The sequence below is a fragment of the Terrimonas pollutisoli genome (genome assembly GCF_029360765.1).
Lineage (GTDB): Bacteria > Bacteroidota > Bacteroidia > Chitinophagales > Chitinophagaceae > Terrimonas_B > Terrimonas_B pollutisoli.
Map to the genome: position 1 here is coordinate 18,112 of NZ_JARKNA010000029.1, position 19,339 is coordinate 37,450.

At 41.5% G+C, this 19,339-nt stretch carries 12 protein-coding genes; 2 read left to right on the forward strand and 10 right to left on the reverse strand.

The window, feature by feature from the left end; translation table 11 throughout:
* Positions 1 to 108: 108 nt before the first annotated feature.
* The 10 genes from P2W73_RS25260 to P2W73_RS25305 form a co-directional block, all read right to left on the reverse strand.
* Complete coding sequence (locus tag P2W73_RS25260; RefSeq protein ID WP_276504892.1) at positions 109 to 1,596, reverse strand: hypothetical protein; 1,488 nt, start codon at positions 1,594 to 1,596, stop codon at positions 109 to 111.
* Between the two features lie 99 nt (positions 1,597 to 1,695).
* Positions 1,696 to 3,180, reverse strand: coding sequence for a glycoside hydrolase family 30 protein (locus tag P2W73_RS25265; RefSeq protein WP_276504893.1), 1,485 nt, complete (start codon positions 3,178 to 3,180; stop codon positions 1,696 to 1,698).
* Between the two features lie 25 nt (positions 3,181 to 3,205).
* On the reverse strand, positions 3,206 to 4,900 hold the full coding sequence (locus P2W73_RS25270; RefSeq protein ID WP_276504894.1) for a RagB/SusD family nutrient uptake outer membrane protein: 1,695 nt from the start codon (positions 4,898 to 4,900) through the stop codon (positions 3,206 to 3,208).
* A 25-nt stretch (positions 4,901 to 4,925) separates the two neighbouring features.
* Complete coding sequence (locus tag P2W73_RS25275; protein WP_276504895.1) at positions 4,926 to 7,787, reverse strand: SusC/RagA family TonB-linked outer membrane protein; 2,862 nt, start codon at positions 7,785 to 7,787, stop codon at positions 4,926 to 4,928.
* 25 nt (positions 7,788 to 7,812) lie between these two features.
* On the reverse strand, positions 7,813 to 9,645 hold the full coding sequence (locus P2W73_RS25280; RefSeq protein WP_276504896.1) for a RagB/SusD family nutrient uptake outer membrane protein: 1,833 nt from the start codon (positions 9,643 to 9,645) through the stop codon (positions 7,813 to 7,815).
* A gap of 25 nt (positions 9,646 to 9,670) precedes the next feature.
* Positions 9,671 to 13,198 carry a TonB-dependent receptor gene (locus tag P2W73_RS25285; RefSeq protein ID WP_276504897.1) on the reverse strand — a complete coding sequence of 1,176 codons (3,528 nt, stop codon included), beginning with the start codon at positions 13,196 to 13,198 and terminating at the stop codon, positions 9,671 to 9,673.
* Between the two features lie 505 nt (positions 13,199 to 13,703).
* On the reverse strand, positions 13,704 to 14,900 hold the full coding sequence (locus tag P2W73_RS25290) for a FecR family protein (protein WP_276504898.1): 1,197 nt from the start codon (positions 14,898 to 14,900) through the stop codon (positions 13,704 to 13,706).
* 82 nt (positions 14,901 to 14,982) lie between these two features.
* A complete protein-coding gene (locus tag P2W73_RS25295; RefSeq protein ID WP_276504899.1) occupies positions 14,983 to 15,579 on the reverse strand; it encodes an RNA polymerase sigma factor in 597 nt (198 codons plus the stop codon).
* A gap of 361 nt (positions 15,580 to 15,940) precedes the next feature.
* Positions 15,941 to 16,114 carry a hypothetical protein gene (locus P2W73_RS25300; protein WP_276504900.1) on the reverse strand — a complete coding sequence of 58 codons (174 nt, stop codon included), beginning with the start codon at positions 16,112 to 16,114 and terminating at the stop codon, positions 15,941 to 15,943.
* Between the two features lie 765 nt (positions 16,115 to 16,879).
* Positions 16,880 to 17,551 carry an NUDIX hydrolase gene (locus tag P2W73_RS25305; RefSeq protein ID WP_276504901.1) on the reverse strand — a complete coding sequence of 224 codons (672 nt, stop codon included), beginning with the start codon at positions 17,549 to 17,551 and terminating at the stop codon, positions 16,880 to 16,882.
* A 177-nt stretch (positions 17,552 to 17,728) separates the two neighbouring features.
* Here P2W73_RS25305 and P2W73_RS25310 point away from each other — a divergent pair, with 177 nt between their 5' ends.
* Positions 17,729 to 18,010 (forward strand): 2Fe-2S iron-sulfur cluster-binding protein, encoded by a 282-nt coding sequence (locus tag P2W73_RS25310; RefSeq protein WP_276504902.1) that lies wholly within the window; start codon positions 17,729 to 17,731, stop codon positions 18,008 to 18,010.
* A 65-nt stretch (positions 18,011 to 18,075) separates the two neighbouring features.
* On the forward strand, positions 18,076 to 19,339 hold a 1,264-nt coding region (locus P2W73_RS25315), incomplete at its 3' end, for a TonB-dependent receptor (RefSeq protein ID WP_276504903.1).

The window sequence follows — 19,339 nt, forward strand, 5'->3', positions numbered from 1 at the left end:
TTTGAGGTATAAAGTGTTCTGCCATTGTATTTTTTAATGGATGCTGAACCTGCGGCAACGTCTTCGGCAGACCGATGCCTGTGCCTGTTCATCATCTTTTTATAATGCTTATTTAAATTCAAATGCGGAAGCAGTAATTCCCGTGGTTCCTAAATCATTTCCCCCACCTCTTACGGTGAGATAGTACGTGCCTCCGGTAGGTGGGGTAAAGGTGCCACCATTGCCATTACAGCTTATTGCCGAAAGCTGCGCATTGAAAGGAGACACCCCGCAGCCAGCCCACGTATTTAAACTCAGCAACATCACTGCAGCAGGGTCCCAGCCGGTAGTAACATCCTGGCCGTCCTGCGGTTTCTTCTTTGATAACCATACTTCAAACCACACATTGTTTGCGCCGGAACCTTTCACATGCATATCAACCTTATATTGCCGGCGACCATAAAGGCGTACTTCCTGGTAGACGCCTGCCTGGTTCCAGCCTCCATTACCACCTTTATACAGAATAGAACCGGCTTGTGTATCTATAGTTGCCGTTACATCATTGCTCCAGGAAATATTTACCGGCACCCATTTGGTAATGTCTCCGATCAAATTCACACGAGGAGCAAATAAAACAAGAATATCATCTGCATTAAAATAAACAACAATCTTATTTCTGTTCCCATCAATTGGAAATTTAGAATCAGTGATCGTTAATCCCAATGCAACTACCGAGCCTGCGTACTGCGATAGTTTGGCTATGTCTATCTTAGGAATTGTGTTTCCCTGGAGCACACCATTTTTAACGCTCATCGATATACTATTATTAAATGTGTAATCCGATGAATTCAATGTTACGGTATTGGAGGGTAATGTACCAGCGCTTATCATACCGGCGATTGCACTATTGTCAACTGTGACGGTGACATCGGTTGTAGCCAGGTCGGCAATACCTTCCCGCATGATAGGTATGGAATAATTAACTGTGTTCGCAACGCTGTCTATCGTATAACTATCATCATCCAACGCAAGTACGCTATTGTCATCATTTATAGCGGCAGGAAAATGTACCTTACCAACGAGTGAATCAACAGGGAAATAAATGACCACTTTGTTCGAGGAGGTATTTACATCAAATTTATCCGCACTTTTCACAACGATTCCCAGCGCTGCATTTTTGCCACTGTATTTGTTCATATTGGCGACTTTAATTTTAGGAGTGATCGCCCCTTTCATTATCCCGTTTGTGTATGCAATAGTATCCGTATTAGCAAGCTCGTAATCTGATGGATCAAGTGCTACCGTGTTGGCAGGAAGTTTACCCGATTGTATAAAATCGAGAATACTGTTGGTATCCGCCGCCACATTCACAGCGAAAGGAGCAAAATCCGAAAAGCCACCACGGTAAACTGTTACCGGGAAATTGATCAGATTTTTCACCGTATCAATGTTATAATTGCTCAGTGCAGCAACAATCCCATCATCATCGGGAAAGTATACTTTACCTGTCTCTTTTGTTTTGATGTCCCCAAAATTATCGGGCCTGCATCCCAAAAACAAACACAGAAACAAGGCGGACTGAATGACGAGTAAGGAACGAAATATTTTATTTTTCATTTGTTTATTTTTTATTGTTTTTTGGCCAAATGGAATTCGCCAAGTAATCATCCCAGTTAGTGGCAAGCATTATCATGGCCCATTTCATAAACATTTTTATTATTCAATAATGATTGTTTGAATACTATGGGCATTTGATGTATGGCCTGCCCAAAAACCATTTGACCAGATATGATAATAAATGTTGTCATCGCTCCGGTTCAATACAACAACCGCTACTTTGCCATCTTTATTTATAAAAGCCGTTGTTTGTAATGCACTACGGTTAGTCAAAGCAGCTATGCGCTTTGCTGCCGGACGAATAAACTTTGAAAACTGACCAATGTAGCAGAATTCATTCCTGATATTTATACTACCTGAAATTGTATTTCCAATGATTGGTGCGTAACTAACATTGCCAACATGACTGGGGCCACCATTCTGATCAAGTAGCATGTTCCAATCGCACCAGGCTCTGATACCGCTGTTTAAATCGTTCAGGATATTATTGCCATACAGCTCTCCCAAGGCCCAGGGGTTATTTTCGTAAAAATGAGTTCTGCCCATGCTACCTTCGGTAAAAAGCAGATTCAGATCCGGAAATGCCTTATTCACTTGTAATACATTGTCATACATTGGCGGATTATTTGTCCATGTTTCATACCAATGCAGGCCGGCCCCCCACACATATTTTGCTGCTTGCGGATCTTTTAGAATAGTACTTACATATTGATATACCAGGTCACGGTTGTGATCCCATACAATTATCTTCTTGTCAGCAAAATTGTTTTTTTCAATGGCGGGACCCAAAGCGTTTTTAATAAAATCCCTTTCTTCTTCAGCGCTAAAGAGGCATGATTCCCAAGGAGCATTGTTCATTGGTTCATTCTGAATAGTAACACCCCAAACAGGAACACCTGCTGCACGATATGCCTGAATAAACTTTACAAAGTAATCCGCCCAGACCTGGTAAAATTCTTTTTTCAACTTACCCCCATGTAGCATATCATTATTGTCCTTCATCCATGCCGGGGGGCTCCATGGACTTGCCAATAAAGTAAGCTGACCCTTCAACTTGTCATTCGCTTTTTTTATTAACGGGATCTTATAGTGCAGATCATGGTTTATGGAAAATGACTTAAGCGAAACATCATTCTCACTTACATAAGTATAGGATTCGCTTGAAAAATCACAGCTATTTATATTGGTTCTTCCAAATGTGTAGCCAATTCCATTTTGCGGATCATAATAAGCAGTAAGAACGGAATCCTGTGCTGTCTGGGAAAGTTTTGCAAACGTTTCGGCAGCGGCATCTGTCAACGCACCGCCAAAACCAATAATGCTTTGAAACTGACGGGATGGATCTATAAAAATACATACATCTGTTTCCAGTGGTTGTGCCTTGGGCTCAAAACCAATAGTTGCCGTTTGAGTTATTTTTTCATTGGTGCCTTTTGTAGTTGAATAAACAATCCCCTTCGAATCCCAGCTAACTTCTTTTATTGTGGAGCTACCTATATCAAGCTTCTTTGTGCAACCTGCCAAAGGGAAAACGAACAATCCAGGCAGTATGATGAATAAAGCAAACAATGTTTTATTTTCCATAATAGCTATTAAAACTGTTATTCGTTTACCATCCTGAATTTTGTGCCCAGCCGGTTTTGGTAATCTCATCCTGCGGTATAGGGTACCAGGTCATTTTATTTTCAAAAACCCTATTCTCCAGATTTGTAACCGTGTAGCTATATGTAGTACCATTTTTAATGATCTCTATACGGTTTACAGGTTTATTAAAATAGGTTGTCCCCTTTTTCCACCTGCGTACATCCCATAAACGCTGATCTTCAAAACCTAATTCCACATTGCGTTCATGCTCTATGCTTTGCTGGTTAAGTTGCGCCGCATTTAATGAAGGCATGTTCACACGCTGCCTTACAAGATTAATCGCATCCAATGCCGTCATGCCATAGCCTTGTGGATCTGCTGTTGCCCCATACGCATTGTACATTGCTTCAGCATAATCCAGCAATATTGCTCCATACCGGAAATAGCTCCATGTGTGTGCGGAACTTGTGCCTGCCACCAGGTCTACTGACTGGTTCACCCATTTTGAAAGATAGTAGCCGGTTTTGGTGGCGTTCAGCGTTGGCAGGCCACTGTTACCACCTGTAAATGTTTCAATAGTCTTAGAAGAAAATGTAGCGCCGTTATATACCACGGTTACCGCCATACGAGGATCTCGATTTGTATAGGGATTGGCAGCATCATCAGGATTCGACCAATCAAAAGGCCTTGCACCGGTGATATTGCCGTTATTATCTTTCTCAAGCACTTCAAACTCATCCACAAAATTTTGTGTGGGTGCAATACTGTTACCGTTGCTATTCTGAAAAACAATCGGGAAGTTATCTCTTTCGATATTATTGATATTGCCGTAACGCCGGTAAAAGATCAGTTCATTGGAACTGGCATTATTGGCGCCAAACAGGTTGCTATAATTTGCATCCAGCGAATAAGCATTCGATGCAATAACATCATGCAATGCACTCGCCGCATCAGCCCAGGTAGCCGTAGCGCCGGCGTCCTTGAACAAAGGGCTTGCAGCATACAGCAATGCTTTTCCCTTCAATGCTTTGATAGCACCGAATGTTACACGGCCCTGGCTGTACCATGAATAAGGCGCCAGGTTGGAAGGGATAATGTTAGCGGCTGAATCGCATAAAGAAACAATGTATTTTATGCATTCGTCAACCGTATTGCGGGATATGTTTTTCCAGGTAGCCGGATCGTCATAGTTCAATGGCTGATGCATAATTGGCACACCGCCATAACGCTTTACCAGATCAAAATAAAAGAACGCCTTTAAGAACAGTGCTTCCCCCTGCATGAACTTTATATTGTTCCGTGCATTGTACAGGGCAGATGAATCAGCAGAAATGATCTGTCCTTTAATGTAATCTATGTTTGCCTTGTCTTTATTGGCAAGGTAAAGATTTGCCTGCCGGATACCGTTAAAGTCACGCCACCACGAACCATCGGGATTATTGTATTGATTCCAGATGCCATTATTAAATGTGTGCGATGCCCAGGTGATATCCGTTGCTTCTGCATTCTCTGTTACAGCTTCGTAATCAAGAAGCGAAAAGCCATCAGGTAAATAACTGTAAATATTCCATACCGCCTGCTGCACATAGTTGTAATTGGAGTACAGATCATCAGGCGATACATAGGTTTTTACTTCATGCACCTCTAAGAAATCCTTCTTACAGGACACATCGATAAAGAGGATGGCGAATAATAATATGATGACAACAATTTTCTTCATAGCATGATATAATTGTATAGTGTATCTAAAATTTTATATTGAATCCGAAATTCACCACTTTGGTCAACGGATAGTTCATCGAAAGATTCTCCGGTTCCAGGCCATCGATCTTGTTAAAGACAAATAGATTAGTTCCATTGGCAAACAACCTTATCGAACCGATTTTTTGTAAAAATCCTTTCTTCGAAAAAGTATATCCCAGCTCGAGACTACGGAGTTTGATAAAATCACCACTACGCAACCAGAAATCGGAAGACTGATCGTTATTAGGATTGCTGAGTGTAGAAAGCCTTGGCGTTGTCGCCGTTGCGGCAGTTGCAGGCGTCCAGCTATTGTTGGAGAAGACGGTTATGTTATTGTTGTTTACGAATGGGTGCGTGTAGTTGTATGCCCCTGCAAGCAGGTTGACTGTTCGGTGCAGCACACCTTGTGTGAATGCACTAAGATCAAATCCTTCCCAGGCGAATCCTATGTTTAAGCCAAGGGTGATTTCCGGCACATTGCTGTACCCGAACGCTTGCATATCATACCAATTGATAATCCCATTGCCATCCAGGTCTTTATATTTCAAGTCACCCGGCTTTATATTGGCAAAAGATGATGCAGGCACACCTGCCTTTAAATTGCCATTGGCATCAAAATCTGATTGCTGATAAAAGCCGTCAAAGGCCAAACCTTTCTCCTGGTTGATAGCAAAGCCTTTTGTATAAAGCCGATCAAAAGGTTGTGCCGTCTCTGATCTATCAATAATTTTATTTCTTGCAAATGCAGCAGACCCGGAAATATGGTATTTAAAGTCACCTGCTTTGTTGTCATAATTTAGCACTGCTTCAAAGCCCTTGTTGCGCACCACACCACTGTTTACCCAGGGTAAATTAAATCCGGTGAATGCAGGAACACTGGCAGAAGGAATTTCATAAATGCCCGTACGCTTTTCGCTGAATACATCAACTGAGGCAGACAATGTTTTCCAAAGACGGATATCAAAACCAAGATTGAAACTTTTTTTTAATTCCCAGGTAGCATTCGGGTTTGCAAGTTGCGAGGTCGCCATACCGCCTTGAAACGAGTTATTGCTTCCAACAATCCATCCGTTGGCGCCGCCGGCCTGTTCTTCATACAGGAAACGAAAACCTTCATTGATATTGCCTCCAGAACCATAGGATGCCCTGAATTTTAAATAGTCAACCACCTTGTTGCCTTTCAAAAAGTGTTCGTTGGATGCCACCCATCCAATACCAACCGCAGGAAAAAAACCGTATCTATTTCCAGCCGCAAAATCAGCAGACCCCATGTAAGCGCCACTAATATCAACAATATATTTTTGCGCATAATCATACGTTACATCAGTAGACAATCCTTGTACACGCACGGGATAGTATTGCCCATCGTGAAGATAGCTTTCTCTTCTTCCCAGTAAGGTTCCTGAAAATGTGTGTTTACCAAAAGAGCGGTTATAATCAAACCCCAACTCGAGTGTATTGCGATTCCAGTGCGAAGTTCCGCCATCACCGGTTGAGAGCGGCGCATCATTGCCAATAGTTCTGTAAACAATGTTGCTGTCTGCATCCCTCACCGGCATATCCTGTGCATTCTTTACAATTTCATAGCTTCTTACAGAATAAGATGTAGAATAGTATCCTCCATACTGATTATTGAATGACAGACCTCCGGTAAGATTCAACCCTGGTGTTATAATATCGAGTTTTTGTCTTAACATAACACCCGTCTGCAATGTTCTTGTGTGGGCCCTGTAGATACCACCTTGCTGTAGTAGCTCCACCGGATTGAAATTATATACGGAGCTGTTGCCCCAGGTGCCATTGGGGTTCTTTATCGGAAAAGCTGCAGCAGGAATAGTCATCAGGTTATTAAACAACTGCCAGGCAGGGAAACCGGAAGGAGTGTTACGGTCTTCAATAATGCCGGAAACATTTGCCGACACCAGAAGGGTTTTAGTTAAGTCAATATCGGCATTGGCCCGGAGATTGAATTTGTGATAAGTAGCGTTTGTGCCAAAGTCTTTATTAATTGCCCTGGCATTTTTGTACAAACCATTATTGTTCATATAATCCAGCATTACGAAATACCTGGCGGTTTGATTACCTCCTCTGAACAATAGATTGTAGTTCTGGATATAGGATGTATTATTTAATAGTTCTTTGTACCAGTCCACATTTGGATGAAAGGGATCGTTGACTGCCTTGTATAAATCAGGATTGGGATATTTTGGTGAAAATCCATCGTTTACCAGTGCCTGGTTATATAATGTCGTGTAATCATAAGCAACCATTACCCGCGGTAGTTGCACCGGGCTTGAAATGCCATATTTTGCACTGAATACAACTTCATTTTTAGACGCTATTTTCCCTTTTCTTGTGCGGATACTCAAAACTCCTGCGCCGCCCTGTAAACCAAACATAGCAGTAGCAGATGCATCCTTTAGCAATGTCACCGATTCTATCTCGTAAGGTGAAAACGCACTTAAAGCATTTAATTCAACGCGGAAACCATCCAGTAAAATAACCAATTGGTTGCCGCCGATATTCCAGCTCGTTTGCCCGCGTACATAAAGGGTAGGAAAGTCATATCCCGGTTCTCCTGAGCCTGTAACAACTGTGAGACCCGGTATCCTCCCCTGAAGCGTATTCAATAAGTTACCGGTAAACATTTTGGTGAGCTCGTTACCCGAAAGCGTATAAGTAGCTCCGGTGCTTCGCCATTGCCGCTCCCTTTTAAAACCAAGATCCACCATTGTATCGACAACTTGCATATCACCGCCTGATGATGGCTTTGGATTAATGACAATTGTTGACTGCGCCCTGGAAGCAATGCAACTGCACAGTATGATTGACAAAAACAATAATATCTTATGATGCTTTTTCATTTCTATTTTTTTTATTTCTTATGACTTACCATCCCGGATTCTGTCCGTTCCACTCTTTTCCATCGCCTAAATAGTTAATGCTGATCTGGGAACTGGGGAAGGGCGTGTAATAGTATCTCTTTAAAAACGTACGCCTCATGAAATCAACCACTCTCCAATTTCTTTTCAGGGTGCCCGATGTGGCATTGGCTTTCGTTTGAATACCATGTAATGTTCCATTCAATACATCATATGCTTTCAACCAGCGTTGAAGATCATTAAGGCGAAAACCTTCATATGCAAACTCTATTGTTCTTTCGTTTTGAACAGCGTTCCTGAAATCGTCCGGTGAAGAAAGATTCTTGTCAGGCATACCCGCCCTTTGCCGAATTTTATTAAGATAAATTGTAGCATCACCCTGCGGTCCCTGGTATTCGTTCAGCGCTTCAGCATAGCTTAAATAAAATTCGGCCAGCCGAAAAACAGGCCATGCAAAATTCTTATCATTGAAGTTGTCTATGCGGGCTACGAACTTATATGTTTCCAAAGCATAGCCGTCTTCACCCACATCGCTTCGTCCAAAATCAGTAGTAGGATATTGTCCGCCATCACCGAGGTAGTAGGCCAATACGCCACGTTGGCTATTGTACCACATGCCATCGTATGCAGTAGTCTGGTAGAAACGCGGATCGAGGTTTTGCGCACGGATCCATGTCGGAAAATCATCCCCAGTGCTTGTCAATGGCAAAGTCCATTTTGTGCCGTCCCGCTTTTCATACTGCTGTATAAATTCAACAGGTACATTATTCTTAAAAGCCCACTGCCCATGTCTTACTTTGGAAGTCATCCACTGGCCCCAATACCAACCGCCCCAGCTACCTGCATCCATACTCCTGGTATTAACTAATATCAATTCCGAATTGGCATAAACGTTGGAAACAGCTTCATAATCGCCCAAACCGGAGTAAGAGTCATCATTTGGAGTAGTTTCCGCCTTACCTGTATAGTACAACGCGGCGCTGGAAGTTGGTGCAGCATCAATAACGTCCTTAGCCGCTTTGGCGGCTGTGAGCCAGCGCTCTTTATCATAACTGGGATAGGCGAGCACGGTATCATGAGCATTTCCAAAACGTGCACCATTAACAGCGGCCTGCATGGTAGACGGTGTATTATACAAAGGGCTTGCTGCAAACAAAAGCACCCTTGCCTTTAAAGCCTTTGCAGCAAGGCTCGTTGCCCTGCCGTAATCTGGGCCGCCCCAGGTTGCCGGCAATAAGGCCGCTGCCTGATTGCACCAACTTACAATGCTGTCTACCGTAGTGGCTACCGAACTTCTACGGATGTCCAGTTTTTGCTCCCCGTCCAGAGGTTCCACAATCAGCGGAATACCTCCATACTGACGGAATAATTCAAAATGCTGCATAGCCCGGCAGAACAAGGCCTGCCCTTTCACCTGCGCTTTCCAGGCAGCATCGGCATCTGTCACTTCATCTATATTTTTCAGTACCAGGTTGGCCTGCCTGATGCCAAGATAATGGCTCCCAAATCCTCCCCTGTCGATAGTTCCATCTACTGTTTGAGTACCCGTAACATAAGCGGCAACATTCACCATCCAGTCATACTCCGGATGGATCATATACAGTTCATCCGTTACCATATCGGGTCTTGTCATATCCCAGTTGGTATTTTGGGGAAACCCGGACGGGATACACAAATTGTACATTTGGGCTACTGCACCTTGCGCATTCAGCTTAGTATTAAATACCGTATCTACGGTAAATGTGCCGGCCTGCGGCTTTTCCAGGAAATCTTTCTTGCAGCTTACCGCAAACAGCCCTATAAAAAACAATCCTGTAAATAATATTGAAATTGGTTTCATCTGTCCGAACAATATTTATCAGCCATTAAAAATTGATATTGACGCCTGTGTTATACGTTTTGTAAAGAGGGTAACCGATATTCCCAAGATTCTCCGGATCTCCCCATATTTTTGCGGGCGACCATGTATAAAGATTATCGCCGCTGACATAGAGCCTCGCCGACTTGATCCCTATTCTTTTCATAAAGGCGTTGCTAAACGTGTACCCCACCGCAAGGTTTTGCAACCTGATATAAGAAGTATTGATCAAGAAGAAAGTATTACCCGCATTATTAGGCCCGGTAGCCGCGGCATTTTTATCATAAGCCGCCATGGGGAAATAGATCTTTTCCCCTGCATTATACCTGTCTATGGTAAACCGTGCAAGGTCAACAGAAAAAATTGCCTGTTGCTTATCAATATGATATTGCCCTAAACCGCCTCTTGCAACGCCAGCGATGCCAGCAAACAAAACAGACACATCAAAGCCTTTGTAACTGCCTCCGGCTGTAAGGCCAAAATTGTATTCCGGGTTGACGGTACGACCCGTTCTCATCCTGTCTTTTTCATTGATTACACCATCGCCGTTTATATCTTCCAGGCGAACATCACCAGGTTGCAATGGCCTGCCACCGTATCCCAGGTCTTTTACATATACAGGATCACCGGCTGTATTGGTGTATGGTTTTCCGTTGCTCGACGCAAGCACAGGCTGCGACAGAATAGGATTTCCATTGTTGTCAATGGCATATAGCTGTGACCACGAGGTATACAAGCCGCTGGCTTTTAACAATAGCTGCTGTCCCACCGGGCGCCCTGTTGTCGCCTGGTATTCCATCCCGGGAACGATGGCTTCGTCCTGAAACAATATTCTATTCCTCTGGATAGCGGCGTTGCCATGCAGGTAAAAATTAAAAGCTCCTATCTTGTCGTTATAGCTAAACTCGAAATTATGTCCCCAACTTGTTACTCTTCCCAGGTTGTACGGCGGCAGGTTGGCCTGCACGAACGCAGGGACGGTTCCTTTGTAAGAAAGAATATTTGAACGATTGTTCCTGTAATATTCATAAGTAACGGACAACTTGCTTTTAAAGAAACGAAAGTCTGCCGCCAGGTTCATTTCCCTGGATACCTCCCAGGTTACATTTGGGTTTCCAAGTACCGCTTCGCTATAACCATTGATCGTTTGTTGGTTATTCAAGGTACCGAATGTATAACCGCCATTACCCCTCCAGGTATTAGGCAGATACAGGTAACGAGCGCCTCCTATATTATCGTTGCCGACCTCTCCATAAGAAGCACGCAGTTTTACAAAGTTTACGACTCTGTTTACAGGGAAAAAAGATTCATTGCTTAACACCCACGCTCCGGAATAAGAGGGGAAGTAACCGAATCGCTGACCTTCCGGGAAGTTCTCTGAGCCATTGTATCCCATATCATATTCAACAATGTATTTGCCATTATAATTATAATTGACCCTTGCCGTGACCCCTTCATATGCGTGTGGTAAACCGTACTGAAGCCAGGGGTCATATTTTTTTTCCCTCATGCCCAATACCATTGCAGATAAGGAATGTTTGCCTCCGAAGGTGCGATTGTAATTGATAGATGCTTCCGTATATAGTTTGCGCCATCTACCAAGGTTGAAGTCAGCCCAAATCTGCGGCGGTGTTGCATCAGTAAGTTGTGTGAACACCGGATCTAGCGGGTCACCGTTGGGATTGGGTCTTATTGAATATGACACCGGTGAGAATCTCCCATAGCTTCTGCTGGCAAAATAACTATCGTAAGAGCCTAACAGTTTTATGGAAAGGCCTGGCGTCACTTTGTCCAGTTTATACTCCGCATTCACGGATGAGTTTAAGGTACTGTTATTGGTAATATTCCAGTAATTATTTCTTTCTATAGCATACATGGGGTTGTATAGATCATAACCGTTGGCCCAATAAGGCAGTACATATTTACCATCGATCATGCCAGGGGAGCTCATGGGAAATGCCCATAATATTCTCGTATTCCACATAGATCCATCATTGTCCATACCGCTAAGGGTGACGAACTGCGTCCCCAGGTTTACAGACATTTTGAAATCTTTTGTAACATCGAAATCAAAGTTCCCACGCAGGTTATAGCGTTTCTTAGAAAAGTCCATCTTATCAGGGAAGGCCATATAATCAGTCTCAAAAAGTCCCCGCTGATTCAGGTAACCAAGCGATACAAAATATTTCATAAATGCGGTGCCGCCACTTACATTCACATTGGCCTGGGTTGTAGGCGTGTATTTCTTAAACAACTTGTCTACCCAGTCCGTACTAGGGTGAAAATAAGGGTCGTACCATGGATTGCGTTGCCCATTAGCCAATGTGGGTGTATGGGCATTTTGAAAATATTTTAAATCATTGTCTGTAAAATTCAGCGACCCGTCATTTCTCCAGTTAGCATCACGCTTGGCAACAAAATCATCCCAGGTATGTATATCGGGATCTTTTGCGTGTTTGATCCAGTATTCCTGCATAGCCCTTTCGTTAATAACAGTTGCATAATCATACGAATTGGCAAATGATGGGAAATTTGTAAAAGAGGAAACAGCTGTCTGCGAGGTAAAATTGATAGACGGAGTTCCCAGCTTTCCACGTTTAGTAGTGATCAAAATAACACCATTTGCGCCGCGTACTCCATAAACGGCTGTTGCAGAGGCATCTTTTAATATGCTGATGGAAGCCACTTCGTTGAGGTCGATGTCGTCAGACGCATCCCTGGCAATACCATCCACCATAATCAGCGGTGCGGTTTGGCCGGTATAAGTACCAATGCCCCTGATCGTAAGCACAGATCCATCAGCACCGGGCTTTCCATTAGTCTGCATTGCCACTAGTCCTGAGAGTTGCCCTTTCAATGCCGTGCTTAGATTGGATACGGGTGCCTTTACCAATTCGGTGCCGGACACTGTGCTCACAGATGCAGTCAGGAATTCTCTCTTTTGTTTTCCATAACCAACAGCCACCATAGTTATGTCTTCCATTGAACGGTTAAACGGAATCATCCTGATTTCCAAGTTCGATTGTGAATCAACGACAATTTCCCTGTTTTGAAATCCCACATAAGAAATGACAAGTACATCACCGGGTTTGACATCAATTGAAAATTCTCCTTTGTCATTCGTCGCCGTGCCTTTTTGCGTGCCTTTTATTAGAATAACTGCGCCTCGTAATGGCGTACCTGTGGAATCTCGTATCGTTCCGGTAATGGGTGGCGGTGGGATATCCGCGTTTACCTCTACGATTTTTTTTGTTATTACAATGGTATTGCCGGTTATTTCAAATTCAAGAGACTGCTCATGAAGAATTTCTACAAGAACGGTTTGAAGCGGGGTCTCTTTAAAATTTACTGAAATAGATTTAAGACCTTTTAAATCTTTTTTGTCATAAAAAATTACATAGCTAGTTTGTTGTTCAATGACCGCAAAAACCTTTTGTAAAGCAACGGACTTGCCGGAATACGTAAGCGTTTGAGCCGTACCTTTTGCGGCTACCTGGAGTGCTGTGGCAAGAAGAAAAATCGTCGTTAGTTTCATCGCTAACACCAGTTTAATTAGCATCCCTCTCTTTGGCCATCGGGCATAAAGAGCAGGAGTGCAAAGCATCTTAAAATTCATACATTTGCATCGTTTGGGTTATTAATAAGCAGTCACACGACTGTACATCATTTTAACCTGAATGAAAGCCGGGGAAGATTGCCAAATTTTACTCCCGGTTTTTCTTTTCGGTTATTCTATCTTTTTTGTCTTAAAAATTTACGTTCTTGTTTTCTCAAAGGAAAGGAGAGCTATCAATGTAGCATCGGGCCAGCTAGGATACGTTGATGTTTGAGCCATAGCTTTATTATTATGCAGAGAGCTGTAGCAGGAAGAGAACCCTTTGTCAGTTTCATAATTACAATCGTTTTGGTTGAAGCTTCTTTTTGACTAAATGGACATAACTACAAGGATGAGTGCCGTGATTTTCATTTTACTGATATCGTTGTAGCCATAATTTGCTATATGGTTTAGTTTGTTTTTTATTGTAGTGATTTCATTTTCTTTAAGGTATAATTGTTATTTTATTTCCGCTTTCTATCCTATAGTTCACACGGGTTTTCGTAAGTATGCGCAATACCTGGTTGAGTGTAAGAGTATTACCAATTTTCCCGTTAAATTCTCTCTCAGGAATGGTTCCTTCATATTTTACATCCAGGTCGTACCATCTGGCTAATTGACGCATTACGGCTGGCAAATCAGCATCGGTAAAAGAAAATAATCCATTCTTCCACGCGATAGCCTGCTCTACATCCGCATCCTTAATCAGGCTGATATTGTTTGCGCTTGCCTGTGCCTGTTGCCCCGGGCTTAAGATTTGCATTTTGTTGGTAGCGGTTACTTTTACCGACCCTTCTAATAATGTGGTATTGATACTTGCTTCGTCCGGATAAGCGTTGATATTAAAATGCGTTCCCAATACTTCAACTTCTGTAGCCCCGTTAATCTTTACTCTAAACGGCATGTTTGCATTTTTTTCAACTTCAAAATATGCTTCACCAGTTATCTCTATTCTTCTTTCATTTCCAACGAAGGCGACGGGATAGCGGATGGAGCTCTGATTATTCAGCCATACTTTTGTGCCGTCACTCAAAGTAAGTGATACTACTTTACTTCCTCTCGGGTTAAACAATGTATTATACACTACTTCAGTAGCAGATCCTTCATAAATGATCTGCTCATCAGCCGTCTTTTGCACACTTACGTTTCCCTGTGTCGCAAGTGTTCCACTAACCAGGCTATCCAGCAACACATGTTTGCCGTTTGACAGGGTGATCATTGCCCGATTTTTATCAGGGGCTTTTACGTCATTAGTTGATTTGGTATCGGCAAGTTCAGTTTGTTTTGATGGTTTATAGAAGAAAACAAAGTATGATCCAATGCCCAGCATCAACATTATTGAGGCGGCAACGGCCACTCTCCTTAATGAAAACATTTTGTGAACCGGAGAAACATTTTTGGCTTGTTCTGAGTGGAGATGAGAGAAGAGAATATTTTGCAACATTTCATTTGTTTTTTCCGCAGACATGACCACACCGTCACCTTGATATTGCTCCCACGCCGACGAAAAAAGACGCATAACCTGTTCCTTGCTGGATTCAACATTAACCAGGTTCGCCAGTTCGGTTCTTTCATCCTCACTGGCTGTTTTTTCGAAATATTTTGAAAACAAATATTGCAATCGTTGCTGTTCAGGATTCATAATTGGCAATGGTTGATAAAATAACGATTTAACAATCGTCACTTAAGACAGACTTTAAAATCACGAAAAAGGGGGAACAGGCTTAAAAAAAATTTTTAGACAAGGCCATTAATAGAAAAGTAATTTCGGTTAAATGAGACCGAATGAAACTGGTGATTGATTCAGAAGCCAATTTCAGATGGGTCTTGACGGATTCCCTGGATATGCCCAGTTGGTCGGCGATTTGCTGATATGAGAGCCGCTCATGGCGACTTAGCAGATACACTTCCTTTCTGCGAGGTGGCAGGCTACTGATGGCCTGGTCAACAAGGGAAAGCTCCGCTACTGTAGAATCTTTTTCGGCAATGTACAGTTCAGGTTTGTTTTCCTGTTGCCAGAGCCGGTGGCGTTCTTTCTCTCTCAATTGTTTTTTTAGCACGTCAAAAGCCTGGTTTCGACTCACTACCAATAAGTAATGTTTAAAGTTGTCTATTTCAGCCAACGTTTCCCTGGTCATCCAGATCTTCAAAAAAGCATCCTGCACAATTTCTTCCGTTAATTCCCTGGATTCAGTTATACGAAGGACATAACCCGTCAACAACTGGTTCCAACGCAAGAATAGCTGCTTAAAGGCTGATTCATCGCCGCTAGCTACCTGCAAGAGCAGTTCTTTGTCATTGTATTGGGAGGTCTCCTGCAATCTAATAATTTACCTAAGCCTATAATAGCGCAAGATAATATTTCCTACACTCGCTCATTCGATAAATATAGCATGATTAATAGGAAACGCACCGATTGCCTAGCTACCTTTTATAGGCGCTTCGCGAACGAATTAAATGTGTACAAGCCGACATTGAGGCTAAGGATGGTGGTTATGGCCAAGCCAATTGTGAATGTCTTCAGGAAGAAAACATGTTAGAATACAACTCGAAGTCTTGGAAAAAAAATACAGATCAACTAATTGTTGTATTGTCAGGTACTCAAGATTGTTTCTTCTTTTGAACTCGATTACGATCCCGTAACTAAATCGGTTGGGGACAATTATTATTCGGCATACTCAGTTATTCTAAAATATTTCTGGTAGAAGGAATTTCTTCTTTGCCATAAACATCAAAATCCGGTATCCCTTCCTTATTGAAGACAACCACTTCTCCATCCAGAACAACTTTATGATTCAGCTCTTTTAATGCAGAAACAATGGGAGGGGTATTTTGATGTATATTTTTTTGCCCCACGCGAATCTAATCTCACCTTATGGGACATTGACATAAGAAATGATTCGGTATCCGTCCCATTTTATTTCGTAAAGAAATGCCGGATCATTTGGCGGTTCTTTGATCAGCGTGCAAAGCATGGGTGACACCTTCTCTGGCATTGTGGATTTGCTTCCCCTGCTTTGCAATTTTTTGATGAACGTTTTCATGAATTACCCCCATCACTTACCCGACTTTGTATCACTTTTACTTGTTGTTTTCGCTTTCGTTCCGGACTTTCCAATCACTTACTTACGCTGATAAGCCTGTTCATGAGGTTGTTGCCTTATACGTTTGCCGTCTGCTTTCTTTTTGTTTGAATTGTCTGCCATAAAGTGGTTTTTATGCAGTTGAAAAGACTGTGCCAGCTCTTACTTTAAATCATTTTCTAAAACGGCCATCCGCTCTACGAAGTCTCCGACGTCGTAGCTATTATGCTCCTGGTTTCAAAACCGGGAATCATTATCCTTCATCTGCGATCTTCTTACTTTATAACTGGTATCCTATCATACTGAGATAGGGGCCACGGTGGCAGTAATTAATACTCGCAATGCAAATAAGAAAATCCATATTTTCATTTGGCATGTTTAAATGCAAATAAGTAACCCATTTGCAGTTTTAAACAATATCAGGCATCAATGCCTAAGTCAGATTCTCAGTTCTTTTACTTGCACCGACTGATACAGGACGAATCCTTTACTCAGCAAATAATTAAACTTTGATGGCATTGCCGATACAGATTCCAGTTTACAGAATGAATAAATTGTCGGTTACTTCCTTGAACTTGCTTTCATTAAATGTGTATAACCTCCCCGGGCGTCTGGAAACATTGTTTTCAAATTCATCTAAAGGCTCCAAATATTCCAAACTCTTTGCTTTTCTTCTAAAATTTCTGTTATCCAGACTTAAATCAAAAATTTCTTCATAAATATTTTGAAGTTGATTTAATGAAAACTTACCAGGCAATAAATTAAAAACAACTGGTTTAACATGAGCCCGTTCCTTAATTCTTTGTATTGCATCATTCACTTTGCGGGTATGATCAAATGGCAAAGCAGGAATGCTTTTAATATGCGCCCATTTATACTGATGGTTATTTGTGTCAGAAGGAGCAAAGTCATCTAGTTTAATTAAAGCATAAAAAGCAATGGAAACAATACGGTTTTGCGGGGATGGGTCAGTAAGCCCATACCCATTAAGTTGTTCCAGAAATATGTTTTTGGCTCCGGTCTCTTCACCTAATTTTCTTAGCGCAGTATCTACAAATTCCTCAGTTCTTTTTACAAAGCCCCCTGGTAGTGCCCACTGTCCCTTGCAAGGTTCATTATTGCGTTTGATTAATAGCAACTTCAGCTCGTTTGTACGATTATCATATGCGAATACCAAACAATCGACAGTTATTTTAAAAAGTTTTTGCACTTATGATTATTATAACGTTAACTTAGCGTCATAAGAACGCTAATTTGAATTAAGTTACTTATTTTGGTGGCCAGTAAATAATCTAGCAATATTCCAAAAGTAAAAATATGGGATTTCTATATTCATTGATGAGGCTATTGTATGCAACAATTTAAACATTAAATCAAAATAGAGCAGATGTATCAGCTCGTATTCAGACTAGGAAATGAACAGAAACTAATCATAAATAATGTTAAGGCCAACCTGACAATTTTAGATATAGCCTTTGACAATAATATAGATATTCAAAGTCTTTGTGGCGGAGCTGGGATATGTAAAAAATGTCACATACAGATTGAAGAAGGGGATGAATTTCTGCAAGGGGAAAATAAAAACACTGAATCTGCCAACGAAGTCTATGCTTGTCAATCAACTTTAAAAAGCGGAATGACTGGTCGGCTAGTAATAAAATTGGATTAGCATTTAGTAATACAGGGAAAACAACTAGAAGCCATATATAATTAAGAATAACTATAACATGATACATGAAAATGAAATATTTCACCCCCTTTTTTCTACTTATAATTTTTTTGCTTTTTAATGTTGTACATAGTGATGCACAAGTAAAAATTACTGGAAAAATATTAAGCTCGGATTCAACGCCGCTTAACAGGGCTACTATCAAAGTCATGAATCTTTCTCCGGAAAAGGAAATAAAAGCATTAATTACAGATTCGTCTGGTATGTTTGAAATTGAAAAATTATCTGTTGGAAAATACTTTCTAAAAATTTCTTTCATTGGTTATAAACCTTCATACTCAGGAGTATTTGAAGTGAGCGGTTCGGAATCTCACTTGAATATGGGTGATTTCATACTTTCGCCAGCCGGTCAAGACCTCAAAGCCGTTACAGTTAAAGCCAATCAAAAAACAATAGAACAAAGTGAGGGGAAGCTTGTAATGAATCTAAAAAATAGTGCCACGGCTGCAGGTGCATCAGCATTGGAAGCCCTGGAACGATTGCCTAATGTTATAATTAACCGGCAAAATAGCACTATCTCTCTGAAAGGAAAAGAAGGTTCAATAGTGATGATCAACGGTAAAAGAACCTATATTCCTAATGAAGCTCTGCTGCAACTGCTCTCTGGCATTAATGCGTCCAAAATTGATAAAATAGAACTGATAACAAATCCTTCAGCCGCTATGGACGCAGAAGGGAATGCTGGAATCATCAATATTATAATGGCCAGATCAAAGGCAAACGGTCTTAATGGTTCCGTAGAAGGTCAGGTTGGATATGGCAAGGGGAGCGTATATAACTTTAATGGAGATGTTAACTATAAAATAAACAAACTAGGGATGTATTTATCATATTCTATATCCCGAATCAACCAGAATCAGTTATCATTTAATTCCCGGAGAAACACTTTCGATGGCAACGACTTTTTGATATCTACCCATAGCGAGAGGAACCCTATCCAGCGAAATCATAACTTACGCTTCGGCATAGATTACCAAATTAATGATACCACCTCTATTGGTGGGTCAATTTCAGCTTTTGATAATAAGTGGTCAATGTCTGCATTAAATAAGACAAAGTTTAGAATTGGAGCTAACGACACCAATCTTATAATCACAAATTCAGAAATCAATCACTGGAAGCATATTGGAGGTAATGTTTATTTTCAAGCCAAACTGAAAAATAATAAAGCTATTTCCCTAAGCTTGAACTATCTGTCTTATCATGATAATAATCCATCATTTTACGACATATCTTACATGGACCATCAAAATAATTATTTGTTTGGCC

Excerpts from the sequence above, each read along its gene's own strand:
- P2W73_RS25285 (WP_276504897.1), bottom strand. The coding sequence starts at position 13,198 with ATGAAACTAACGACGATTTTTCTTCTTGCCACAGCACTCCAGGTAGCC.
- P2W73_RS25260 (WP_276504892.1), bottom strand. The coding sequence starts at position 1,596 with ATGAAAAATAAAATATTTCGTTCCTTACTCGTCATTCAGTCCGCCTTG.
- P2W73_RS25290 (WP_276504898.1), bottom strand. The coding sequence starts at position 14,900 with ATGAATCCTGAACAGCAACGATTGCAATATTTGTTTTCAAAATATTTC.
- P2W73_RS25275 (WP_276504895.1), bottom strand. The coding sequence starts at position 7,787 with ATGAAAAAGCATCATAAGATATTATTGTTTTTGTCAATCATACTGTGC.
- P2W73_RS25265 (WP_276504893.1), bottom strand. The coding sequence starts at position 3,180 with ATGGAAAATAAAACATTGTTTGCTTTATTCATCATACTGCCTGGATTG.
- P2W73_RS25270 (WP_276504894.1), bottom strand. The coding sequence starts at position 4,900 with ATGAAGAAAATTGTTGTCATCATATTATTATTCGCCATCCTCTTTATC.
- P2W73_RS25280 (WP_276504896.1), bottom strand. The coding sequence starts at position 9,645 with ATGAAACCAATTTCAATATTATTTACAGGATTGTTTTTTATAGGGCTG.
- P2W73_RS25310 (WP_276504902.1), top strand. The coding sequence starts at position 17,729 with ATGTATCAGCTCGTATTCAGACTAGGAAATGAACAGAAACTAATCATA.